27 protein-coding genes are annotated in these 22,446 nt (G+C 66.4%); 9 read left to right on the top strand and 18 right to left on the bottom strand.

Annotation, left to right across the window (positions count from 1 at the left end; all coding sequences use genetic code 11):
• Positions 1–235 precede the first annotated feature (235 nt).
• The 3 genes from CLU95_RS23240 to CLU95_RS30735 all read right to left on the bottom strand — a co-directional run bounded on the left by CLU95_RS23240 (position 236) and on the right by CLU95_RS30735 (position 1,627).
• Positions 236–607: a hypothetical protein gene (locus tag CLU95_RS23240; RefSeq protein WP_099795775.1), complete on the bottom strand. Its 372-nt coding sequence runs from the start codon at positions 605–607 to the stop codon at positions 236–238.
• A 76-nt stretch (positions 608–683) separates the two neighbouring features.
• Positions 684–1,025: an SMI1/KNR4 family protein gene (locus CLU95_RS23235; RefSeq protein ID WP_099795774.1), complete on the bottom strand. Its 342-nt coding sequence runs from the start codon at positions 1,023–1,025 to the stop codon at positions 684–686.
• 23 nt (positions 1,026–1,048) lie between these two features.
• Positions 1,049–1,627 carry a hypothetical protein gene (locus CLU95_RS30735; protein WP_143606043.1) on the bottom strand — a complete coding sequence of 193 codons (579 nt, stop codon included), beginning with the start codon at positions 1,625–1,627 and terminating at the stop codon, positions 1,049–1,051.
• An 839-nt stretch (positions 1,628–2,466) separates the two neighbouring features.
• Here CLU95_RS30735 and CLU95_RS23225 point away from each other — a divergent pair.
• Complete coding sequence (locus CLU95_RS23225; protein WP_099797442.1) at positions 2,467–3,417, top strand: class I SAM-dependent methyltransferase; 951 nt, start codon at positions 2,467–2,469, stop codon at positions 3,415–3,417.
• A gap of 184 nt (positions 3,418–3,601) precedes the next feature.
• On the opposite strand, the gene CLU95_RS23220 is transcribed toward CLU95_RS23225, so the two are convergent.
• Entirely contained in the window at positions 3,602–4,495 is an 894-nt protein-coding gene (locus tag CLU95_RS23220; RefSeq protein WP_099795772.1) for a DMT family transporter, read from the bottom strand.
• 296 nt (positions 4,496–4,791) lie between these two features.
• On the opposite strand from CLU95_RS23220, the gene CLU95_RS23215 reads away from it, so the two are divergent.
• The 3 genes from CLU95_RS23215 to CLU95_RS23205 all read left to right on the top strand — a co-directional run bounded on the left by CLU95_RS23215 (position 4,792) and on the right by CLU95_RS23205 (position 8,772).
• Positions 4,792–5,481, top strand: a complete 690-nt coding sequence (locus CLU95_RS23215) for a response regulator transcription factor (protein WP_257214705.1) — start codon at positions 4,792–4,794, stop codon at positions 5,479–5,481.
• Positions 5,482–5,521: 40 nt separating this feature from the next.
• A complete protein-coding gene (locus tag CLU95_RS23210) occupies positions 5,522–7,306 on the top strand; it encodes a hybrid sensor histidine kinase/response regulator (protein WP_257214704.1) in 1,785 nt (594 codons plus the stop codon).
• A 110-nt stretch (positions 7,307–7,416) separates the two neighbouring features.
• A complete protein-coding gene (locus CLU95_RS23205; protein WP_143606042.1) occupies positions 7,417–8,772 on the top strand; it encodes an SMP-30/gluconolactonase/LRE family protein in 1,356 nt (451 codons plus the stop codon).
• A gap of 408 nt (positions 8,773–9,180) precedes the next feature.
• Here CLU95_RS23205 and CLU95_RS23200 read toward each other — a convergent pair whose 3' ends face one another.
• The 5 genes from CLU95_RS23200 to CLU95_RS23180 all read right to left on the bottom strand — a co-directional run bounded on the left by CLU95_RS23200 (position 9,181) and on the right by CLU95_RS23180 (position 12,038).
• A complete protein-coding gene (locus CLU95_RS23200; protein WP_099795770.1) occupies positions 9,181–9,705 on the bottom strand; it encodes an HD domain-containing protein in 525 nt (174 codons plus the stop codon).
• Positions 9,706–9,738: 33 nt separating this feature from the next.
• Positions 9,739–10,317 carry a dihydrofolate reductase family protein gene (locus CLU95_RS23195; protein ID WP_099795769.1) on the bottom strand — a complete coding sequence of 193 codons (579 nt, stop codon included), beginning with the start codon at positions 10,315–10,317 and terminating at the stop codon, positions 9,739–9,741.
• Between the two features lie 30 nt (positions 10,318–10,347).
• On the bottom strand, positions 10,348–10,722 hold the full coding sequence (locus CLU95_RS23190; RefSeq protein WP_099795768.1) for a UDP-N-acetylglucosamine-peptide N-acetylglucosaminyltransferase: 375 nt from the start codon (positions 10,720–10,722) through the stop codon (positions 10,348–10,350).
• A gap of 64 nt (positions 10,723–10,786) precedes the next feature.
• On the bottom strand, positions 10,787–11,581 hold the full coding sequence (locus CLU95_RS23185; protein ID WP_099795767.1) for an ornithine carbamoyltransferase: 795 nt from the start codon (positions 11,579–11,581) through the stop codon (positions 10,787–10,789).
• A gap of 34 nt (positions 11,582–11,615) precedes the next feature.
• Positions 11,616–12,038: a DUF7684 family protein gene (locus CLU95_RS23180; protein ID WP_441351513.1), complete on the bottom strand. Its 423-nt coding sequence runs from the start codon at positions 12,036–12,038 to the stop codon at positions 11,616–11,618.
• Between the two features lie 151 nt (positions 12,039–12,189).
• On the opposite strand from CLU95_RS23180, the gene CLU95_RS23175 reads away from it, so the two are divergent.
• Positions 12,190–12,486: a helix-turn-helix domain-containing protein gene (locus tag CLU95_RS23175; RefSeq protein ID WP_143606041.1), complete on the top strand. Its 297-nt coding sequence runs from the start codon at positions 12,190–12,192 to the stop codon at positions 12,484–12,486.
• Here CLU95_RS23175 and CLU95_RS23170 read toward each other — a convergent pair.
• The gene (locus CLU95_RS23170) at positions 12,483–12,752 is read right to left on the bottom strand and encodes a hypothetical protein (RefSeq protein WP_099795765.1); all 270 of its coding nucleotides are present in this window, start codon (positions 12,750–12,752) and stop codon (positions 12,483–12,485) included. The genes CLU95_RS23175 and CLU95_RS23170 overlap by 4 nt on opposite strands.
• 179 nt (positions 12,753–12,931) lie before the next feature.
• Between CLU95_RS23170 and CLU95_RS23165 the strand changes: the two genes are divergently transcribed.
• Positions 12,932–13,918, top strand: a complete 987-nt coding sequence (locus tag CLU95_RS23165; protein WP_099795764.1) for a LysR family transcriptional regulator — start codon at positions 12,932–12,934, stop codon at positions 13,916–13,918.
• Between the two features lie 4 nt (positions 13,919–13,922).
• A complete protein-coding gene (locus CLU95_RS23160) occupies positions 13,923–14,387 on the top strand; it encodes a GNAT family N-acetyltransferase (protein WP_099795763.1) in 465 nt (154 codons plus the stop codon).
• A gap of 19 nt (positions 14,388–14,406) precedes the next feature.
• On the opposite strand, the gene CLU95_RS23155 is transcribed toward CLU95_RS23160, so the two are convergent.
• On the bottom strand, positions 14,407–14,751 hold the full coding sequence (locus CLU95_RS23155) for a hypothetical protein (protein WP_099795762.1): 345 nt from the start codon (positions 14,749–14,751) through the stop codon (positions 14,407–14,409).
• Between the two features lie 76 nt (positions 14,752–14,827).
• Positions 14,828–15,313 (bottom strand): DUF2165 family protein, encoded by a 486-nt coding sequence (locus tag CLU95_RS23150; RefSeq protein ID WP_099795761.1) that lies wholly within the window; start codon positions 15,311–15,313, stop codon positions 14,828–14,830.
• A 99-nt stretch (positions 15,314–15,412) separates the two neighbouring features.
• Between CLU95_RS23150 and CLU95_RS23145 the strand changes: the two genes are divergently transcribed.
• Positions 15,413–15,769, top strand: coding sequence for a hypothetical protein (locus CLU95_RS23145; RefSeq protein WP_099795760.1), 357 nt, complete (start codon positions 15,413–15,415; stop codon positions 15,767–15,769).
• 6 nt (positions 15,770–15,775) lie between these two features.
• On the opposite strand, the gene CLU95_RS23140 is transcribed toward CLU95_RS23145, so the two are convergent.
• From CLU95_RS23140 to CLU95_RS23115, 6 genes are all read right to left on the bottom strand, one after another.
• The gene (locus CLU95_RS23140; RefSeq protein ID WP_099795759.1) at positions 15,776–16,411 is read right to left on the bottom strand and encodes an FABP family protein; all 636 of its coding nucleotides are present in this window, start codon (positions 16,409–16,411) and stop codon (positions 15,776–15,778) included.
• 82 nt (positions 16,412–16,493) lie between these two features.
• Positions 16,494–16,919 (bottom strand): hypothetical protein, encoded by a 426-nt coding sequence (locus CLU95_RS23135; protein WP_099795758.1) that lies wholly within the window; start codon positions 16,917–16,919, stop codon positions 16,494–16,496.
• Positions 16,920–16,937: 18 nt separating this feature from the next.
• Positions 16,938–18,272, bottom strand: coding sequence for an adenylosuccinate synthetase (locus tag CLU95_RS23130; protein ID WP_099795757.1), 1,335 nt, complete (start codon positions 18,270–18,272; stop codon positions 16,938–16,940).
• Positions 18,273–18,276: 4 nt separating this feature from the next.
• A complete protein-coding gene (locus CLU95_RS23125; RefSeq protein ID WP_099795756.1) occupies positions 18,277–19,248 on the bottom strand; it encodes a hypothetical protein in 972 nt (323 codons plus the stop codon).
• A gap of 45 nt (positions 19,249–19,293) precedes the next feature.
• The gene (locus CLU95_RS23120; RefSeq protein WP_099795755.1) at positions 19,294–20,238 is read right to left on the bottom strand and encodes a serine/threonine protein kinase; all 945 of its coding nucleotides are present in this window, start codon (positions 20,236–20,238) and stop codon (positions 19,294–19,296) included.
• A 16-nt stretch (positions 20,239–20,254) separates the two neighbouring features.
• Entirely contained in the window at positions 20,255–21,565 is a 1,311-nt protein-coding gene (locus CLU95_RS23115; protein WP_099795754.1) for a hemolysin family protein, read from the bottom strand.
• Positions 21,566–21,588: 23 nt separating this feature from the next.
• Between CLU95_RS23115 and CLU95_RS23110 the strand changes: the two genes are divergently transcribed.
• Entirely contained in the window at positions 21,589–22,440 is an 852-nt protein-coding gene (locus CLU95_RS23110) for a symmetrical bis(5'-nucleosyl)-tetraphosphatase (protein ID WP_099795753.1), read from the top strand.
• Positions 22,441–22,446: the final 6 nt, after the last annotated feature.

The following is a 22,446-nucleotide window of genomic DNA, read 5'->3' as shown; positions in this document are numbered from 1 at the left end:
CGCTCGTAGAACGCCCACCAGAAGAACCCCGCCGCGGCGGCGAATGCGATGCCAAGGATGGCGGGCCGGGTGATTGGAAGAGGTTCTGTGGTCATGGGCTGGGATCGCTGTGTCGCGCAGCGTGGGAGCGTCGCGGAGCTCGATGCGAAGACTGCTTTGGAGGAAGTCTGTACAGACGCTATGGGCCCTTAGCTGTCGTCCAGATTCCTGAGTAGCGGTCCTTCAGCTGTGTCGCTCAGTCAGTGCCTTCCAGGGAACCTAGAAACCTCTGCTCGGCGAGCGATTGCCTGTTGGCGACGATGGCGTTTCGGAGACGATCTGCGGTGATCTCGTAGTACTTATTCTCAGCGTCGTAGCACTGATGATCAAGCAACTGGTAGGTCGCCACGGCAGCACCCAATTGGTTCAACTTCAGCAGAAGTCCGAGAAGGGATTCGGGAAAGTCGCGGTTCGCTCGATCAAAGAGCGGACGAATGACCAACGGCGTCGATGCTGATGCATTCTCTTGGATGTCGGCATATCCCAGCTGAAAAACGTCCCGAATTGCCTTCAAGACCTGCGTCTTCTTTGGCCCAGCGTCAATGAGGAAGGAGGCAACCTTGGACATGGGTCGGAGGAAAAAATGTCGGGCAGGAAAGTTGAAAAGCTTGGTCGGCTGTCAGGCACGGGCCGTATACAAGCGTCTACGGGGGGCTGCCCGGTGCGACTGCCCACTGAAAACCCCGTGCAAATTCGAGGAAGTCATCAGTCACCTTGATTGCAGCCTTTGGCCCCATTCCGATCATCGGCAGCATGAAGACGGCGCCCGCTTTATCGAAGGCATAAATTTCGCCGCCGCCGTTCCCAGCGAAAGCGACGAAGCCGGGCGCATACACATCCACTTCCATTTCTGGGTTGGAGGCAGCTATCTCATCTCCGCCCCAGAGGACCACGTAGTGTTCTTCGCCCGCCAAGACAGCGAAGCCCTCGAACAAACCGTTTGTATCGATGAAAACGCGGTAGGCGGTGGGCAGCTGAATGCTCATTGGCGATGTCTGGTTCTGGCCGACTAGGGGCGATTTCGCGCGTCATCAACGGCTAAAACCTCCACGGAAATCGAGGCGAGTCCGCGAGCGTCGATGTCTTCGCATTCGACCCATCGATGGGTTCCGAAGCCGGAAGGTTCTTTGTGCAGGGAAGCAGTGATGGCCGTCGCCACAACCCCGCCTACGAGGCCAAGATGGGCTCCCACCACGGCTCCGACCGAACCGCTCAGGTGGTCTGGATTATTCAACGCGGTGGAGACGTAGAAGAACCGCCGCTCTCCCGCTTTGAGTTCGATCGACAAGCTGTCAATCTTCGATTCGGGTGTGTTGGACTTAGCACCGGCGAGGCGGTGCGTGCCAGGCGGCAGGCGTAGGGCAATGTATGCGTCTACCGGCAAGGTCTGAGTGGGCGAGCCATCAACAGACGGAACCAGCACGGACTTGTCGTGGGGCGCTCGCAGAAGGTAGACGATCGCGTCGGCTGCTGTTGGCTCCTGCCAAACAATGTCTCTGGGCGCAACAGGTTGCTTTGCGGAATCCCTTGGACCTGCGCAGCCCGCGACCAATCCGATCAACACGAGCCCGAAGATGACGCGCCTCATCAAGTTTCCTCTTTCTCGTCGCCTGGTGCTCCAGACAGCCAGTTGACTCGATGTATTCGTTCGAATGCGATGTGAACCGGTGGTAATCATGAAATCCGAAGGACTGTGAAGAATGTGTAGTTCTGGCAGCAAAACGCCCCTCGTGTTACGTGCCGGGCCAACAAGTTGCCAAGCCGTCCTATGACTGCCAATCCTTCGCGCTAGTCTTGATCAAGATCAAGCTTCCAAGCACTGTCCCAATGGGAAAACCTATGAGCAGAACCACGCCGAGAACTCGCGACACAATTTTTCCCCAGTCCGCCCCCTTCCGGGCCCCTTGCGCGGCACAGAGATGGAGGCCAATTGGAATCGCTGCTATGACGCCGAGTATCCAGAGACCGGCCCAGCTGCTCGTTGACCTCGTGACCACCGCATAGACGATGAAGAGGAAGACACATAGGTAGCACACCGCAATGCCCAAATGCATGCGCACCAACGAGGTATTTCGCATTGATTCTCCAGTACTGCGCTCGACGCCGCGCCCCGGATTCTTCATGAAGGCAGATATGTGTGCACGCGCTTCAGGGCAAGCGCTCGCAGCCCCGAACTCAAATCGTTGTGCACGTACTACGAGTTTCAGCTATCCCGCGAACTTCGCGGTGCAGTCGACCGGCCGCTTTTGGCCGACTGTAGCCGCACACCCGCATTGGTGATGGTCAGGATGTGAGCGAAGCCTGTTTGAAGGGTGCCGCAGCCGGCTAGGTCTGCTGCAGCCGACGGCCGCGTTGGCGGTCCAGTTCGCCCAGTGCAGTCTTGGCCAGGACCACCGCGATATCCGGTCAGAATGGGAGCCTATGCCTATGCAGCCCCTGTTCGACGCAATCGCTTCAATGTCCGCACCGGTGGATGCGCAGCGCATCTTCCACGGCCGCGGTGGGCTTCATCCCGAGTGCGCTCACTTGTCGCTCGACTTTTTCCCGCCGGTTTGGGTGTTGACCAGCTTCAAGCCTGCGACCGACGGCGAACTGGCTGCAATTGGCGCCGCACTGGAGCGTCGCTGGTCACAGTTGGCACCGGGTGAAACGCTGCAATGGGTGTTTCAGTGCCGGCATGAAGGCCAGAGCAGCACACGACTTATGGGCGGTTCGGTGCCCGACCCGCATTGGGTCACCGAGGAGGGCGCTCGCTATCGCGTTAACGTGGGCCGGGGCCAGAACCACGGGCTGTTTCTCGACATGGCCGAAGGACGGCGCTGGGTTCGTGCGTTTGTGAAGGCGCGCCCAGACGCCCGGTCGCGCGTCAAGGTGCTCAACCTGTTTGCTTACACCTGCGCGTTTTCGGTGGTCGCATTGCAGGCAGGGGCCCGGCACGTCACCAACCTGGACATGAGCAAGGGCGCTCTGGCCGTGGGGCAACAGAACCACCGCGCCAACGGCGTGCTCGCCGGCGCGAGCTTCCTCCCTCACGACCTTTTCAGTTCGTGGGGAAAAATCGCGCGCGGAGGCCCTTACGGGCTGGTCATCGTTGACCCACCAAGCTATCAAAAGGGGAGTTTCGTTGCGACCAAGGACTACGCCCGGCTGATTAAGCGCTTGCCTGACCTGCTGGAGCCCGACGGCCTTGTCCTGCTATGCCTCAATGCCCCAGAACTGGGACCAAAATTCCTGCAAGAGCAAATGAGCGCACTGGCGCCGGAGCTGGATTTCGTGGAAAGACTGGCGAATCCAAGCACCTTTCCCGACGTGTCCGACGAGCGGTCGTTGAAGGTGTTGGTGTACCGGGCACCGCCGGGTGTTCAACCTGAGGTCTGAAGGGGGCGCTACGCATTAGCGCCACGGGCGGACGGCCCCATGGAGCGCCTTCGTGTGAATTGAAGCAAGCTGTCGAATGACTGGTCCTGGCCGACTGTAGCCCCTCGCCCCCTGAAGCTTGGGCACCCAGCCCTCATGCAACCATTCGAGCCTCTCGCTTGAACTTGCTGCAACAGCATGCGGCTCAGGCGGTCTTCTGCTCCTTCTGTACCGACCTCGGCGCCTCGCTGCGCGCCAACCACAGCCCGCTCGCAACGATCAACGCCCCGCCGCCCAGCGTCCACGCATCGGGCGCGGCCTGCCAGAACACCCAGTCCAGCACGAGGCCCCAGGCCAGCGCGCTGTATTCAAAGGGGGCGATGGCCGCGGCCTGGCCGTGGCGGAAGGCCTCGGCGATGGCCAGCTGGCCCAGAAAGCCGCTGATGGCCAACCCCGCGAGCAACCCCATGTGCTCGGCCTGGAGAGGCACCCATTGCGGTGCCGCCAGCAGGCTGCCGCCGACCGCCATGCCCGCCGTGGTCCAGAAGACCAGTGCGGCGCTCGACTCGGTGCGGCTGATGAGCCGGCCCAGCATGTTCGACAGCGCATAGCAGGCCGCAGCCACCAGGATCGCCAGAGCACCCGCCGAGAGGAAGGCGCCCTGCTCGGGCCGCAGCGCGATCACGACACCGATGAAGCCCAGCCCGATGGCGATCCAGTGCCGCGGCTTCACCGACTCGCCCAGCAGCGGCACGGCGATGAGCACCATCAGCAGCGGCGCGATGAAAGTGAGCGTGTAGGCCTCGGCCAGGCCCAGGGTCTTCAGGCCATGAACGAAGAGCACGAGCATCGTCATGTTCAGCGCGGTGCGCAGCAGGTGCAGGCGCCAGCGCAGCCGGCGGTTGAAAACACCGGCGGCCTCGCGCCGCCAGGCGATGTACACGCACACCAAGGGCAGCGCCGTGAGACCGCGCAGTGCCATCACCTGCACCGGCGGGTAGTGCGCAGCCAGGCTCTTGAGCAGCGCGTCCATGCAGGCGAAGAAGGCGCAAGCCAACAGCATCGCGGCGATGCCGCGCAGGGTTCCGGTCGATTGCATGGTCGGGTTGTTGTCTCGCGGCAGCGGCCGCAAGGAATGGGGTTTGTTCTTGACTGCCAAGCATAGGCGCTGCGAACGCCGGGTCTCGGCCGCATGCCGCGGATGCCGAACGCGAGCACGCACCTTGCCCGAAAACACAGAAACGAGCACCGCGCCGTAGAAAACGCCACGCCCTGCAACCCGGATTCACCACGTCATATGCCTTCTTGCGTATGTCTTTCTAGGTGCCAAAGTCGCGCCGCGCATGACTTTGGTCATTTCAGGTTCGCGGCGGTCCGCACTACCATGACCGGACCATGGCCACTGCCACACCCCTGCCCCCGCATGCCACGCCGTTGCGCAGCGAGGCCGGCGTTGTCATCCCCGCGCGGGGCATCCTGGTGGTCGACGACCACGAACTGGTGCGCCTGGGCCTGCGGGCGCTGCTGCTGGCAGAAACCGGCAGCGTGCCGGTGCACGAGGCACGCTGCCTCGCCGATGCCTTGCACCTGTACGAACTCCATCTGGCATCGCACTTCCTGGTGCTGCTCGACCTCGACCTGCCCGACTCCCAGGGGCTGGACACCCTCGTGCGCTTCAAGCGCGCCTTTCCTGCATCGCGTGTGGTCGTGCTCTCGGGCAAGGACAGCCACGCGCTGCTGCAGGGCGCGATGGCGCTCGGGGCGCAGGCCTTCCTGCCCAAGACCGGTCACCTGGGCGAGGTGTTGCGCTACGTGAGAGACAACGACCTGGTCGGCCTGCCGGCCCGGCCGCCTGCGGCTCCCGTCACTGCGCACACGCAGCCGGCGACGGCCGAATTGCAGCCGCAGCCGCAGCTCAATGCGCGCCAGGTCGAGATCCTCGACTGGCTGCTGGCCGGCAAGTCGAACAAGGAGATCGCGCAGCTCTCGCGCCTGACCGAGGGCACGGTCAAGAACCATGTGTCCACCCTGCTGCTGCTGTTCGGCATGCGTTCGCGAGCCCAGCTCATCAGCAGCCTGAGGTGATCCTGGCGCGCCATGCGGCCTTCGACGTGCCAATGCCCGCATGCCTGCGATGAATGACGACCTGCATCCGCCCGCGCTGGCCCAGCGCGTGCTGCGCGAGCAAGTGGCCGCGGTGCATGCCAACGCGCCGGCCGCCTACCTCGCGGACTTGCTCACGGCGCAGACCTTGGGCATCGGCCTTTTCGTGGCCACGCAGCGCTGGCAAGTCCTGCTGTGGATGGCGCTGCACCTCGCATTGACGCTGCGACGCGCGTACCGGCGCTATCAGCGCAGCCCCGATGCGGCAGCCCACCCCGAGTACTGGGCCCGCTTCAATGCGCGCAACGTGCTGCTGCGCTCCTGCATCTGGGGCCTGGCACCCTGGCTGTGCGTTCCGCCGGGGCGCCACCTCGGGCTGTGGGTCATGGTCATCGTGATGATGATGGGCGGCTGCGCGGGCGGTGCGCTGTCGCTGGCCGTTCTCAAGCGCAACATCCCCCGCTTCATCGTGCCCAGCATGGCGAGCCTGACACTGGCGCTGGCCTGGCGTGGAGACACCACGCACCTGTTCCTGGCCACCGGCTGCCTGCTGTACATGAGCGTCATGATCACGTTCGCGCTACAGCACCACCGGCTGCTGACCGCGGCGCTCACCATGCGTTTCGAGAAAGAGGCGCTGGCCGAGCAGCTGAGCCATCAGATTGCGGCCACCCAGCGTGCCAGCGAGGAAAAAACGCGCTTTCTTGCCGCGGCGAGCCACGACCTGCGCCAGCCCCTGCACGCCATCGCGTTGTTCGGCGCCGTCATCGAGAAGAAGCTCCAGGGCAGCGACGAATGGAATCACGCGGCGCGGCTGATGGATGCGGTCGGAACGCTCGGCGATTCGCTGGACACCCTGCTGGACATCTCGCGGCTGGATGCCGGCGAGGTGTCGCCACAGATTCGCCCCGTGGAACTCAACCCGCTGTTCCTTGCGCTCAACCACGTGTTCGCGGCGCAGGCGACCGACCGCGACCTGCAACTGCGGCTGCGTGCCACGCCTTGCTGGGTGCTGAGCGACCCGCAGCTGTTGCAACGGCTGCTGTCGAATCTCGTGGACAACGCGCTCAAGTACACGCCGCGCGGCGGCGTGGTGGTGGCCGCCCGTGCACGCGGGCCGCTGGTGTGGATCGACGTGTGCGACACCGGCATCGGCATCCCGCACGAGCACCTCGGCCGCATCTTCGACGAGTTCTACCAGGTCGGGAATCCGGGGCGCGATCGCGCGCAGGGACTGGGCATCGGCCTGTCCATCGTGCACCGGCTCTCGCGCCTGATGGCGCACCCGCTGCAGGTGCACTCGCGCCTGCATCGCGGGAGCCGCTTTCGCCTGGTGCTTCCGGCGGTGTCGGCCCTGGGCGTCGCGCCGCTCGCGCCACACCCGGGCGCCGCCTTGCCATTGCCGCGGCGCGTGCTGCTCATCGACGACGAAGCCGCGATCCGCCAGGCCGTCACCGGGCTGCTGCAGGCCCACGGCGTGGCCATCGACGCGGTGGCCGGCGAGGTCGAAGCCGAGGCCGTGCTGGTGCAGGCCGCACACGAAAGCGCCCCGATCGACGTGCTGCTGTGCGACGTGCGGCTGGCCGACGGCGCCGACGGACTGGCCGCTGCGCAGCGGCTGCGCGCACGTTTCGGTCCCGGCCTGCAGGTGCTGTTGATCACCGGGGAAACCGCGCCGCGGAGACAACAGCAGATGCTCGAATCGGGGCTGCAGGTGCTGCTCAAACCCGTGGCCGCCGACAGGCTGCTGCAGGCCCTGGCATCGCTGACCCCGCACGACACGACGCACGCCCGCATGCACTCCTGAGCACTTTTTTTCTCTGCAAGTCGATGACCTTCGACACTGGATTGCGGGTATCGCCGAACCTACCGTGGAGGCCTTCTCACTCACTCCACTTGCAAAAAGGAAGGCCTCTCATGAACACCCGTCGCCCCGTTTTCCGTGCATGGCGCACCCCTGCCGCGCTGCTGATGATGAACCTCGTGCTGGCGGCCTGCGGCGGTGGTGGGGGCGGAGGCGGTGGTTTCCCCGGCTTCGCTGTCGCGCCAACGCCGGCCCCTGCGCCTGCCTCCCAGGACACACCGCCACCCACACCGGAGGACACCACGCCCGCCCTCACAACGCAGCCGTCGGACACCACCGTGGGCCAGGGCGTGACCGCCACGCTGAAGATTCAGGCCACGCGCGCCACGGCCTACCAGTGGCAACGCAGCGCAGATGGCGGTGCCAGCTGGACCGATGTCTCCGGCGCCACGGCCGACAGCTTCACCACGGCGGCCAACCAACTGGCCGACAGCGGCCAGCAGCTGCGCGTGCAGGTGACGGGCGCCGGCGGCAGCGTGACCAGCCATGCCGCCACGCTCACGGTCAAGCCTTGGGTCGCCACCGTGCTGGCGACCACGGGCGTGACCTACGACCATCCCTACCAACTCGTTCTGGACGCCAGCGGCGCGAACCTCTACGTGGCCATGGGCGGCAATGGTTCGGTCTACCGAATCGACACGGCCAGCGGCAGCGGCGCCGAGGTGACGCCAGGCACGACCATGAACACGCCGTATGGCCTGGCACTGGCGGCCGACGGCACCCTGTACGTGAGCGACAAGCATCGCATCAACAAGATCGCCCCCAACGCCACGACCTACAGCACCTGGGTCGGCGGTAGCACCAGCGGCTATGCCGACGGCCCGGCTGCCGCGATGTTCAACAACCCCGCCAGCATTGCGCTGGACGGCGCAGGCAACCTGTTCGTGGCGGACCTGGAAAACAAGCGCGTGCGCAAGGTTGCAGCCGACGGCACCACGAGCACGCTCGCGGGCGACGGCACGCAGGCCTACCTGGACGGGGTCGGCACGGCCGCCCAGTTTGCGCGCCCGCAGGGCCTGGCGATCAGCCGCGATGGCCGCACGCTGTACGACACGGACACCGACAGCTTGTGCCTGCGCAAGATCGATGTGGCCAGCGCCACGGTGAGCACGCTGCTGGGCGATTGCGCCAACGGCGGCGTGGTCGACGGAACGGCCGCCACGCCGGCCAAGCTCGGCTTCTCCTACGGCGTGACGGTGGATGCGCACGACAACGTGTTCCTCACCCATGCCTGGGACGGCGTGGCGCGCGTGGTCACGCCTGCGGGCGAGATCAGCACGCTGCGCGACAGCACCGGCGCGGCGATTGCGTTCAATTTCCCGATCGGTGTGGCGGTGGCCGGCGACGGGAGCGTCTACGTGGGCGCCTCCAACGGCAACCAGATCTTCAAGCTCACGCTGGCGCCCTGAGTGTGAGCGAAGGTCGTCGGCTCGCATGGCGCGAGCCGACGATCCGACCGACCGCATGCCCCCCTGTTCAGGCAGCGTCTCGCCTGTTCCCTGCACCGCCTCGAGACCGATGCGCATTGCACATCACTCGCGCACGAGCCGGACCCCGAGAGGCATGGGCTGCGCCTCGCAAGAGATATCGATTCCACCCCCCAGCACCCATCCTCCGATCCATGCACGGGCCTCCCGCGTCGCGGGGCCGGCGGTGCAGACGGTGGAGGACCGATACCCCTCGCGCAGCGGCTGCGTGCCCGTCGCCGGGAAATCGGCGGCAGGTATGTCGAACTTCTTGAGCGTGAAGAGAGGGTCGAGTGCTACCCAAGAAAACGTACCTCCGCTGTCGTGCGCGAGTGCTTCAACATGGGTTGTTCAGGTCGCGCTCGGGGGCCGCTTGTCATCGCTCATCAGCCCGTCGATCTCCGACCAGAGCGCATCGCAAAGGCCCGCCCGAAATGCCGCCGCCTTGAACACCTCATGCTCACCGCGATAGACGTTCCACAGGTCGCGATGGGCATCGGCCACGCAGGCTCGCACGTTCGAGAGGCGGTCGGCCGCTTTCACGACCAGCGCCAGTTCTTCCGCGCCTGTGACCTTGGCCAGCTTCGCGTAGGTCTTCGACTTGCGCTCCTTCCTGTTCGCGCCGGGTTCGTCCGTGAGGAGTGCGACGCACGCAGCCACCAGATCGCCGAAGCGCAGGCGCACCTCATCGACTGTCGCGTCCGTGTCTTCAACCACATCGTGCAGATACCCGATGGCCTGGGCCTCTTGACCATACGGCAGAAGGGTCAGCGCAACGGCATCCAGATGGTGCGCGTACGGGTGCGCTCCGTACATTTGCGCGCCGTGCATGCGGAGTGCATAGGCGCGGGCTTCGGAAAGGTTGGAGGTACTCATGACAAATTTCGCTCGCGATGTGGGACTGCCCGACTACCCGGCTTTCAAAGCGCCGGCGACCTTGTAGGCACTGACGAGGATGCCGGACGGCATGGCTTTCGTGCTGACGAGCTCGAGGGCGCGTGGCGGGGTTCCCTGCGCGAAGAAGCGCTTTCCCGTGCCCAGCAGAACCGGATAGACGACCAGCAGGACTTCATCGGCAAGGCCGTGTTCGAGCAGTGTCGATGTCAGCGTGGCGCTGCCCCAGAGAATCAGGTTCGGGCCTGCCTGTGACTTGATGCGGCGAACGCCCTCGACGATGTCCGGCCCCAGGCTTTCGAACGGGCCCCACGCCAGACTTTCCGGACGGTGGGTCACGACATACTTGGTCGCTGCATTCAGCCCGTCTGCCATCGCACCGCTCGGTGCCTTGGGCCAGTAGTCCGACCACAGGTCGTAGGTGCGGCGACCGAGCAACAGGTCGAAGCGCCCCCCATGCGCGGCGAGCACTTCATCCCGGCCGGCAGGGCTGCGGTACGGCGCGGTCCAGTCCGCGTAGGGAAATTCGTCTTCGCCAGAGGTCTGGATCACGCCGTCCAGCGAGATGTGCTCCATGATTTTCAGCGTTCTCATGCGGGTCTCCGTGCTTGGGTTGGAGGGTGCTCAATGGGCCTGCGCATCAAAGTATGCCGGCCACGACAGCGGCGAAGCCTGGAGCCCTTCGGCCCCACGGAATGCAGACATGGCTTTCGCGCGTGAGCCGAAGTTCATCGTTGCGACGCCGAGGTTGAAGAAAGTGTTCCGGTCGGTGGAGCCGAGTTCGATTGCACGCTTCAGGGCGGATGCGGCCTCTTTGTGCTTGCCTTGATCTGAAAGCACTGCGCCCAAGCACGTCAGGGCAAGGACATCGTCAGGAGATTCGACAAGCGCCTTCGAGAGCAACGCCTCTGCGGAGGCAAGGCTCGCCTCCCACTTGTCGGGGTTGTTCCATGCGTCGTCGACGAGCGATCGACTGATGGAGATGAAGTCCTCGCTCATAGGCTGTTCAGGTTTTTTTTCCACTCTATTCCGTCCAGCACTCGACCGACCGGCCCCGGTCGATTCAGGTTGCAAGCAGATGTTGAAGCACCGCTCTTTGCACCGGCAAAAGGAGCTTCTTCTGCTCATAGCCGACGAAGTGCGGATAGCGACGAGGGTCCACCGAAAGTTCGCCTCCGACAGTGAACGGTGGCGTCGGCAACAGCACGGGGTTGCCCATCCGAGCCAGATCTTCGACGGACAGCGGACGGCTCAACTGCTCCGTGCCCTGAGGCCAGCCATCGGTGATGACCACGTCTGCTGCTTCTGGGAAAGACGATGAAAAGGCTACGTTGGGGATGGTCTCGTGGAAGCTCTCATGGCAGACATGAACCAGCGTAAAACCCATCACGCCGGCCAGCTCGTGCCATGAACGAAACACGTTGGTCGGAGGCCCCCAAAGGCAGATGCGCACCTTCTGAATCGGGCCCATGGTTGTTTCGATGAAGCAGGCATCGGTAAGAACTTCGCATGGATGGCCGGCATTCGACATCGCATTGACAACGGGCCTGCGGGACGAAGCAGCGAACTCCGCGAGGCGTTCGTGGTTCGATTCCCGGATGACGTAGATGTCATAGAAAGGGTCGAGATAGCCCGCGAGATCGCAAACGCGTTCGCTTGTCTTCAGGAGATTCGGCAGCTCGATGACGGACAGGTTCAGTTCCTGGAATGCCTTCAGGAACGTCGTGCGCGTGCGAATGCCATTTCCTTCGAACGACCAGGCTGCAGTGCCTTGAGCACCCACAGGGGGCGATGCAGCCAGACGCCAGATGGCGTGAACATCCTCGGGGGCCAGGGCTGACAGGCTGATTAGGTTCATGGCTGGGGATGCATCAGAGGTCTTTCCCACCCTGTCAGGCACGGCTATACGCATGAAGCATCGGGCCTGCGCTCTCATTGCGGGCGATGTGCAGCAAGATCGCTTGAGGTAGCTCCACTACCGGGTGATTGGCAGTGCGTTTGCAGAAATCGAAAACCTCATCCAGTGGTTCACCGCTGTGCCATGTTGTCACGACGAATCGATCCTCTGGAATGTCCTTGAAGGGGAATTGACCCATGTTCGCCCAGTCGACCGAGTCGTCCCACAAACTGCAGTCCAGCCCCCACGCCATCATGTAGAGGCAGCCGGAATTCACCAACCAGTTGCTGACATCGTCGCGCCACTCAATGGAGACTTCCTCCTCGATGATCACAACAGCCCGAAAGGGGGCCAAGTACCCGATGTTGGGCAGCATGGCGCCAGGTTGTATATGGAAGTAGACCGGAAGTTCTGACATGAAATCCAAGCAGTAAGGGACTGAAGCTCTTCTTGAACGACAGGCCCTGCCCGCCGACGCGAACGTCCGGCTGTGGTCGCCAAGAACCGCTCGTGCCTGATCGTACCTACCCGCCCCGGACGCATCCCCAGCAAGCAGTGACAATCACCCCATGGCCCAAGGAAAACGAATTTCTTCCGACATTGGAGACGACGCGATCCAAGCGATCAAGGCGTTCGGTGCTGCCGCCAAACTGGCGCGCACAACGGCTGGCGAGGGCCAGGCCGCTGCTGCCACGCGCCTGGGCGTTCACGTTCAGACGATCGCGCGGATCGAATCGGGTGAGCCGGGCGTCGCGATCGGGCACGTGCTCGGCATGCTGGCGCTCTACGGCATCTCGACGACGTTGCAGCAGCAACAGCAGCTACCGACGGAGAACGGCGAGCGCCCCACCGGCCAGCCCGGCTAGGTATCGCCCACTGCAGCACGCAGCGACTGAAGCGTGACCTCGGCCGTTTCGATGCGCCGCTGCAGTTCTTCATTGACCAGCCGCACGAGCGCGCCGAGTTCGGTGCGCGTCGGGTACACGTCATCGGTGTCGTTCACGTGTTGCGGCACGATGAGTTTCTCGATGCACGCATACGCGCGGCGCACCGTGTGAAAGCTGTCGAGGTCATCGCAGGCCTGAAGGGCGAGCGATTCGGCGCAGAGAGGTGCCGAGGATTCGGGGAGCAAGCGCCATCAGGCCTCCAGGAGGTGAGCGCAGAGGTGTTTCGGGAGACCAAGCCCGGCCGCGCCTCCTCAGGCGCAACGGCCGCAGTATAGCCACGCACCCCGCCCCCTTCGCAGCGCAAAACCGGGATGCCCCTACGACCCGTGCCCCCTCCCCCGATGCTGGAACAATGCGCCGATCTATGGATGGTCTCGATCTCATCAAAACGTTCCGCGAAGTCGCGTTCCGGCGCAGCTTCTCTCGCGCGGCCCTGTCGCTGGGCATGTCCAAGGCGACGGTCAGCCGCTATGTGGCCGAGCTGGAATCGCGCAGCGGCGTGCGCCTGCTCAACCGCTCGACCCGCTCCCTGAGCCTCACCGACGCAGGCGAGGTGCTGCTGGAGCGCAGCACCGAGCTGGTGACGATGGCCGAGAACACGCTCAACGACCTGCAGGCGCACGGCTCGCACCCGCGCGGGCGCCTGCGCATGAGCGCGCCGCACGGGCTCATTGCGGGCTGGCTCTCGGACGTGATCGCGGAGTTCATCAAGCTCTACCCCGACGTGTACGTGAGCCTGAATTTCACCAACCACGACATCGACCTGATCGAGGCGGGCATCGACATCCACCTGACGGGCGGGCGCATCGACGACATGAACCTGATCGTGCGCCGGCTGGTGCGCTTCGACATGGTGGTGTGCGCGTCGCCCGCCTACTGGGCGCAGCGCGGCATTCCGCAGGTGCCCGAGGACATGGCCCGGCACGACGTGCTGAGCTATTCGCCGATGCCCACCACGCACCTGCCTTTTGAAACCGACGGCAAGCCGCACGAGGTGGCAGTGCACAGCCGCATGGAGGCCAACGACGCGGTCGCGCTGATCGAGCTGGCGCTGCGCGGCGTGGGCGTGGCCTACGTGCCGGAGCCGCTGGCGCAGTCGCATCTGGAACGCGGCGCGCTGGTGCCGGTGCTGCGCGATCACATGCCGCACGAGCACTGGCTGTACGCCGCCTACTCACAGCGCCGCCACAACAGCGCGGCGATGCGCGCGATGCTCGACTTTCTCGAAAAATCGATGGGGCCGGTGCCCGAACCCATGCCCGCGGCAGTGCCGGTGGCGCTGCCGGCCTGTCCCGTCAACGCCGCCATCGCGGCGCGCAACACACCCGTCCCCAACGGAAAGGCCCCCTGAGCTCATGACCACGCCCGCGCTCCTGATCCGCCCGCCCACACCCGACGACTTCGCCGCCTGGAAGCCGCTCTGGGACGGCTACAACGCCTTCTACGGCCGCGAGGGCCCCACGGCCCTGCCCGAGGCGATCACACAGGTCACGTGGCAGCGCTTCTTCGATCCGTACGAGCCGGTGCATGCGCTGGTGGCCGAGCGCGACGGGCAGCTGGTGGGGCTGGTGCATTACCTGTTCCACCGCAGCACGAACCGCATCGAGCCCAACTGTTACCTGCAGGACCTGTTCACGCAGTCCTCCGAACGCGGCCAGGGCGTGGGCCGGCAGTTGATCGAGGGCGTGTACGAACAGGTGCGGCGCGCGGGCGCACACCGCGTGTACTGGCAGACGCACACGACCAATGCGGCGGGGCGGATGCTCTACGACAAGATGGCAAAGCACGAGGGCTTCATCGTCTACGCGACGATGGTCTGACGCCCACGCTGGTCGACGATCAGTACTTGATGGTGACGCCGGCCTTCACGCCGGTGTTGGCCTTGCCGTCCGAATGCGCGCCGCCCGAGAAAGAGACGTCGCCGCCGGTCTTGGCACCGACCGAATAGGTGGGCCGCTTGCCCGAGGTGTCGGTGCCGGCTTCGAGGGCGCTGCCGTCCGGGCGCTGCACGCCGACGGTCGCACCGTTCGTGCGGGCCGAGGTTTCGGTGGAGTTCACGTTGGGTGCGATGTAGGCCGTGCCCTTGTCGTCGCTGTCGATCGGCACTTTGATGGGCTCCGCAATGGCCACCACGGCCGCTGTGCAGGCAGCCACACCCAGGAACGCAAGAATCACTCTGTTCATGGGGACCGATGGTGAGTGCTGGCCGTCGCGCGGGCTGTGGGCGTGGCCTCCCCGCGCGCGTAGGACGAAGACGGCATCAATGCCACGCCAGGTTGAACAGGAAGAACGCCGCCAGCACCCACAGCAGCAGCACGAGGTGCGTGAGCTGCAAGCCTTCTTGCCGAATCCAGTAGCCGAACCACAGACCGCCCAGGTGCATGGCGAACAGGAAGGCGGCAAAGCCGGCCAGCCCCAGATTGAGCCAAGGTCGCGCAGTAGCCAGGTCGCCACCCACGACCAATGCAGCACTGCCCGCCCAGAACGCCAGCGCCGCGCCGAGTTGCAGCGCCAGCACCACACCCAGCGCCGTGCGATGCAGCACCACCGAGCGGACGGCGCGCGTGAGCAAGGGCGTGTCGATCGCGGGATCAACGCGCAACGGCGCCATCGACATCGTGCCGCCGACCGCGAACGCCGAGCCCGCAAAGCCGCGCCAGTTGTTGCGCACCGCAATCGAAAGCCACAGCGCCATGCCCAGCGCGTGAAGGGACTGGAACAGCCAGACGGAGGTAGGGAGATTCATCGGGGCGCCTGCGGCGTTAAATATCAAAGATTATTCTTTGATATTTACGCACCCGCCGGTCTGCGGCCAAAGTCCCTCAAGGAAGGTCGAACGAACGCCATGAACACCACCGCCAAAACCCCACCCGGCCCCTCACCGGAAGCGCTTGAGCGCCTGCTGGCCGCCGGCCGCGACGGGGCCCTGCTGCGCATGAGCCTCGCGCTGGCGCACCACCGGCGCGACGACGTGCCCACGGCGCTGATGCATGTCGAGCGGGCTCTCGCTTTCGACCCCGAGTTCACGGCCGCGTGGCGGCTGCAGGGTCTGCTCGCGCTGGCGCTTGGCGACGCCGCGAAGGCCGAGGCCTCGTTCGCGCAGGCGCTCGAGGTGGCGCAGCGGCGCGGGGAGCTTCAGTTGGTGAAGGAGCTCACCGTGCGGCTGCGGCGCCTGCGCACGCCGAAGCCGCCCGCCGACTGAACGGCCTCAGGCCGCCGCCGTCTTCGCCAGCGGATTGAGCCCCGGCTCGCCGACGCGCGTGAGCGTGTTGCGGTCGGTGTGATGGAAGGGCTCGGCCTGGCCCAGGATCTGCATCACGGTGTCCTGGTCGTACGACCAGGTGCCGTCGGCGTTGATCGTCACCGTGATGTTCCACGCCAGCGTGGTGAAGGCGCGCTCCAGGAAGGGGTTCGACACGATGCCGTTCACCAGGCTGCCGTGTTCGGCGCTGAGCGTGAACTGCGTGTCGCCGGGCTTCACGTGCCCGCTCGCCATGGCCACCTGTCCGCGCGGAATGGCCAGCGTGAGGAACACGGTGCTGGTGGCCGGCTCCCACAGCCAGTAGCCGACCTGGTCGTGGTACATCTTGGTGAGACCGGGCTTGTGGATGTAGGTGTGATAGCGCAGGCCGTACAGCAGCTGCGGGCCGTTGGTCTGCGCATCGATGGGCTGCAGCTCGTAGTGCTCGACATACACCTGGGTCTTCGGGCCCTCTTTCTTCGGCTTGACGTCGACGCCCTTCATGCCCTCCCAGATGCCCGCCATCGGCCGCAGCGGGCCGAGGTTGGCGAGCGTGTCGGGGTCGGCCGGGGGTTCGGTGTAGATGTCTTCGGGAGTGGTCATGGTGTTGATCGTGGGGGAGAAAACAAGGGAAGAGGCGTTTCGATTCTGATTCTGCTTGAGTGCCGTGGCGGTCCGTTGGTCGTCAGAGCGTGTCCCAGACCTGCACGAGCCCGACGAGGTGCACCACGCCGTACACGAAGCACACCAGCGAGCTCCACACCCAGAAGGCGGTGAGGCGGCTCCGGTCGAACAGCCACACCGCCACGACGACAAGCCCGCGCAGCAGGTACACGGCGGTGATGGCGGGCAGCACCAGCGCCTGCAGCGGCAACGGCTGCAGCACCCCGGCGCCCGCGAGCGCGTAGGTGGCCCACACGCCCAATATGCCCGCGATGACCAGCGTGACGGCCGCGGGGTACAGGTGGCCGGCCTCCGCGCTCGCGGCCATGCGCTCGCCCGCGCCGAAGAAGCGGTACCAGGCCGGGCCGCCGAAGACGATGCAGACATGCGAGAGCGCGGCGATGGCGCTCAGCACGGCGCCGGCGATCAGGAAGAGGTTGGGGGTCACACAGGCTTTCTCATGAGGTCAGATCAGCAGGTCGCGCGCGCGGACGGCCTCGCGCACCGGGCCGAACGCACCGAAGTGCACGGGCAGGCCGCTGAGGGCTTCCACGCGCTGCACCCACTCGGGGGCGCTGGCGACGGGGTGCGGGTCATACAGGGGCTGGACGCCTTCCAGCAGGCGGGTCAGCGCGTGCTGGTGGTCGAGGTCGGGTGCGTCGCTGAGCGACAGTGACGACAGCGTGTGGCCGTCGGCGTCGCGGTAGCCGGTGCACCAGCGCAGATCGGCGTGCGCGACCGCGTCGAGGTGGCTGGCGAGCAGACCGTCGAGCGGCCCGGCCGCGGCGAGTGCGTAGCGCAGCAACACCGCATCAGGATGGCCGCGGCGGAATGCGCCCTGCCAGCCCTCGTCGGCGTTGTGCGGCTCGGCCAGCCGCGCATCGAGTGTGCGGTCGTGCGTGGGCAGCGGGCCGGTGCCGTGCCGCGTGAGGTGGCTGCGCAGCACGCCCAGGTGCTGCACAGGCGCGGCGATGCCCGCGTCACGCAGCACCGCTTCGACGGCGGCGGTGGAGACGGTGCTCCAGGTCGTGTGCGGATGAAAGCCGCGCCACTCATCGAGCAGCACACCCTGCGCGCCTTCGAACAGCACAGTGCCTTGAAGCGCGAGCCGTTCGCCGATGACGTCGGCGCTTGCGGGCGGTGACTGGCGCAGACAAGGTTGCACGGCGTCGAGCCAGCGTGGTGCGAGCGAGGCGTCGGCGAGCACGGACAGCTCTTGCGCGGCATCGGCCGACGAAGGCCCTACGTTCGCGAACTCGCGGTGCAGCGCGAGGCGCAAGGCTTCGAGCTTGTCGAGCGTGCGCGCGGGGTGCGCAAGGTCGCCGTAGTGCAGCGTCGTTTCAGGCGCAGCCAGTGCTTGCCGCACGGTCTCGCCCACGCCGACGCCGCAGCTGCCATGCGCCGCTGCACCGCGCGACCACTCGCGCAGGCGGCCGGCAGCCTGATGGAACGGCGTGGTCACGCGGCAGCGCGCATCGACGAACAGGCGCGCGAAGGCGTCGGGCACACCGGCGCGCTGCAGCACCTCGGCCTCGACGCGCAACGCGGTCGGGTGCACCACCACCGGGCTCGCAAGCACGGTCGCCACGCCGGCATGGAAGCTGCCCGCGCCGAACTGCGAGAAGGTGTGGTGACGGCCGTCGGCCAGCACCACGTTGTGGCCGGCCTGCGCGCCACCGTTGAAGCGCACCACGGTGTGGGCGCCCCACGCATCGCACAGGAAATCGGTGAAGCGGCCCTTGCCGCAGTCGCCGAAGCCGAGGCCGAGCAGCGAGACGTAGCGCGTGGAGGTCAACGCCAAGCAGTCAACCGAACAGGCGCTTCCACCACGAGCTGCGCGCCCCGTTGCCTGCGGCCGGCGCGGCGCGGCGCGGTGCGGTCGGGTCGAGCAGCGCGGCGTAGCCGTCGAGCGCGTGAAGCACGCCGCCCACGCGTTCCTTGGCCATGCCGGTGGCGCCCATCACGCGGGCCAGTGCGTCGAGGTTGGGCACGGCCTTCTCGGTGAGCGCGACGATGCCGGCGGCCACGGCGCAGGCGTCGTCGGGCGAGTCCATGCAGATCACGTGGTCGCCGAGCAGCTCGCGCCAGCGCGGCTCGCAGCGGCGGCGGCGTTGCGCGTCGGGAATCAAAAAGAACAGGTGCGTGGTCTCGGCCGCGGCAGCGATGACCTCTTCGATCGGGATGTCCTCGTCGAGCTTCTCGCCGATGAGCCCTTCGACCTGGTGGCGCGACACAGCCGGGTACGGCAGCTCGTCGCCGGTGACGAACAGGTAGCCGCGCTTCTTGCGCTTCACCCAGCAGTCCATGTCGGTGTGCTGCGCCATGACGTAGAAGGCCAGCTCGTAGCTTTCTTCGCCGCTGCCCCCGCCGCCGCCTTCGAGGTAGCTCCAGGTGAGCCACTGGTCCATGAGGTTGGCGGTCGACTCGAACTGGCCCACCTGCAGCGGCGCCTGGTCGGAGGTGGCGTCGCCGATGGCCATGAACAGCAGCTGCGGGTCGGCCACGCCGCAGTCGGTCAAGAGCTTCATGAAGGTGGGCAGCTCGCGGCGCGCGAGCGTCTGCGGAATGTCACCCATCGAGCCGGTGACGTCGAGTGCGAACACGATGCCCAGCGAGTTCGGGTGGTCGGCGTTGTCGCGCGACTCGCGCACCTTGAGCCCCTGCGGGTTCATGAGCATGTGCGTGGCGGTCTGCGTGAAGACCTCGCTGCCGGACTTGGCGGCGCGGTCGGCCACGATGGCCGCGTGGGCGGCGTGCGAATAATTTCCGTAACCCATGGAGGTGCTCCTTCGTGCGGGAAAAATTGAAAGGCTGGCCGCTGGCTAGCGAACCGGCGCCGGGTCGAAATGAACAAAGCGCGGCGGCCCGAAGGCCTCGCGCGAGGCGGCCGACAGTGCCTGCTCGATGCCGGGCGCGCCCAGGCGTTCGCAGGCGATGGCGTCGTCGCTGCATTCGCGCAGCAAGGCGGCCAGCGGTGCGGGCACGGCGCCATCGGGCAGCAACGCGCGCACGCTGCGGGCCGACGCCATCAGGTCCCGCCCGATGGCGCCGCCGGACACGTCCTGCCGCGCCTGCGACCAGCCGATGAGCAGCACGCCATGGTCGCGCGGATGCACGAGCGCATGCGCGGGCGTGAGCGCGCGGTGCGTCCAGCCGGCGCCGTGCACGAAGGCCAGCACCTCGAGCATGCGCCGCCAGAGCCAGACGGCATGGCGCGCATCGATGCCTTGCGGGCTGTTGGCTTGCTGCACCTCTTGCAGGCTGCCCCAGAACCCGGTCGGGTGGCGCAGCACGAGCGCCTGCCGCTCGCCGTCGCCGAGGCCCTGCGTGACACCCTGGCCCAACGGCTGCGGCAAGCGCCGCGTGAAGTAGGCCGCGCCGGCCACCGACAGGGCTTGCAACGCCTGCAGCACGGCGGCCTCGCGCGCCAGCACGGCGTCGCCGGCCGCGTCGCGCGAGAGCTTGATCGTCACGCGCTCGGGCACGGCGCCCAGCCGTTCGGCCAGCAGCACTTCGCTGTGTTCGCCGTGGCCCAGCGGCGCAAGCACGCGGTAGTGCGCGCCGCGCCATTGCAGCAGGCGGCCGGTGTCCGTGAGCTGCGGCGCATTGGCGCGTCGCCACGCGGCGCGAAAGCTCTCGCGCTCGACGGTTTCGGTGCCGCGCGTGATGGTGGCGCCGCAGTAGCCGCAGTTGACGGTGCGCCAACGCGCCGCACGCGGCAGCGGGGCCGAGCATTGGGGGCAACTCAGTGCAAGCAGCGACAGCATGGCCGCGCCCTCCTCTTCAGTTCTCTTGCGGCGAGGCCGGGTCCGGCGAGGCCAGGATGCGGTCGATGCGGCGCCCTTCGAGCGCCACGATCTCGAAGCACCAGCCCGCGCAGTCGATGTGCTCGCCCACGGCGGGCAGGTGGCCCGACACAGACATCAGCAGGCCGGCCACGGTGTTGTAGCGCCCGCGTTCTTCATCGGGCAGCTCGCGGATGCCCAGGCGCGCGCGCAATTCCGACACGGGCATGAGGCCGTCGAGCTCCCACACGCCGTCGGCGCGCTGGTGGGCCCAGGCGTCGGCCTGCATGCCGGGCTGCAGCTCGCCGGTGATGGCTTCGAGCAGGTCGCGCGGGGTCATGAGGCCCTGCACCACGCCGTACTCGTCGACCACGAACACGAGCCGGCCGGCCCGCGTGCGGAACTGCTCGAGCAGCTCCATGCCGGTGAGCGTCTCGGGCACGAACACGGCGGGCGTGGCCTCCTGGCCCACCGCGCCGGTGTGGGCCGAGCCCAGGCGCAGCAGGTGCGCCACGCTGATCACGCCGACCACGTCGTCCAGCGAATTGCGGCACACGGGGTACCACGAATGCACGAGGTTGAGCGCTGCGGCGTCGGCCACCTTCTGCAGCGCCTGCGCCACGGTGTGGGAGGCGTCGAGCCATTCGATGTCGGCGCGCGGGATCATGAGCGACGACAGGCGCCTGTCATCAAGATGAAACACGTTGCGCACCATCTGGTGCTCGTGCTGCTCGATCACGCCGGCGTCGACGCCTTCTTCGAGGCTGGCCGAGATTTCTTCTTCCGTGACCGAGCGCGCGGCGTTGGCATCGATGCGCAACACCTTCAGCATGGTGGCGGTGGCGCCGGCCAGCAGCCACACGAAGGGCTTGGCGCCCTTGGCGAGGCTGCGCATGGGGCGCGACACGAAACGCGCCACCGGCTCGGGGTACAGCTGGCCGATGCGCTTGGGCACCAGCTCGCCGAAGATGATGGTGAAGAAGGTGATGCAGGTCACGACCACCGCGGTCGACACGATGCTGGCGGTGCCGGCGCCCATGCCCACGCTTTCCATCCACACGGCAAGCGGCGCCGCAAAGGCGGCTTCGCCCACGATGCCGCTGAGCATGCCGATGGAGGTGATGCCGATCTGCACCGTCGAGAGGAATTGCGTGGGCGATTCCATCAGCTTCAGCGCGGCCTCGGCCCCGGTGTCCCCCGTTTCGGCCAAGGCCGCGAGGCGTGCGCGGCGGCTGGTGGAAAGGGCCATTTCGGACATTGCGAACACCGCATTGAGGGTGGTCAGCAAGGCCAGCAGGAAGACATCCATGAACAGGGGGAGAGAATGAGGGAATGTCACTTTACTGTATCGGCGACGTCCAGGGCTGCGATGCCCCCCTGGGCCGGCTGCTCGACAAGATCGATTTCTCCCCCAGCCGCGACACCCTCGTGGTGCTCGGCGACCTGGTGAACCGGGGTCCCGATTCGGCCGCGGTGCTGCGCCGCCTGCAGGGCTACGGCGCCTCGGCGCTGAGCCTGCTGGGCAACCACGACCTGCACCTGCTGGGCGTGGCGCACGGCGTGCGCAAGGGCGGCCGCAAGGACACGGTGGCCGACCTGCTGGCCGCCCCCGACAGCGAGGCGATGCTCGACTGGCTGCGCGCGCAGCACATGGCGCTGCACCTGCAGGTCGGCGGCGGCGACCTGCTGATGGTGCACGCGGGCGTGCTGCCGCAGTGGACCGTCGGCGAGACGCTCGCGCTGGCGTCAGAGGTCGAGTCGGTGCTGCGCGGCCCCGCACTGGGCGACTTCCTGCACGAGATGTACGGCAACACGCCCGACCACTGGGACGACGCACTCACGGGCCATGCGCGGCTGCGCGTGATCGTCAATGCGCTGACGCGGCTGCGCTACTGCACGCCCGAGGGCGTGATGGAGTTCGAGAGCAAGGACGGTTCGATTCCCGGCCCCGAGGGCTACCTGCCGTGGTTCGACGTGCCGGGCCGCAAGACGGCCGCGGCCACCGTCGCCTTCGGCCACTGGTCGACGCTGGGTTGGCTCTCGCGGCCCGACCTGCTGTCGACCGACACGGGCTGCGTGTGGGGCGGATGCCTCAGTGCGGTGCGCTTCGGCGCGACGCTGGACCAGCGCGAACTGATCCAGGTGAATTGCGAGCAGGCGCAGAAACCCGGCAAAGAAGCCTGACGGCCG

The organism is Variovorax sp. 54 (assembly GCF_002754375.1).
Taxonomy (GTDB): domain Bacteria; phylum Pseudomonadota; class Gammaproteobacteria; order Burkholderiales; family Burkholderiaceae_C; genus Variovorax.
This window is presented reverse-complemented; position numbering and strand designations above follow the sequence as displayed.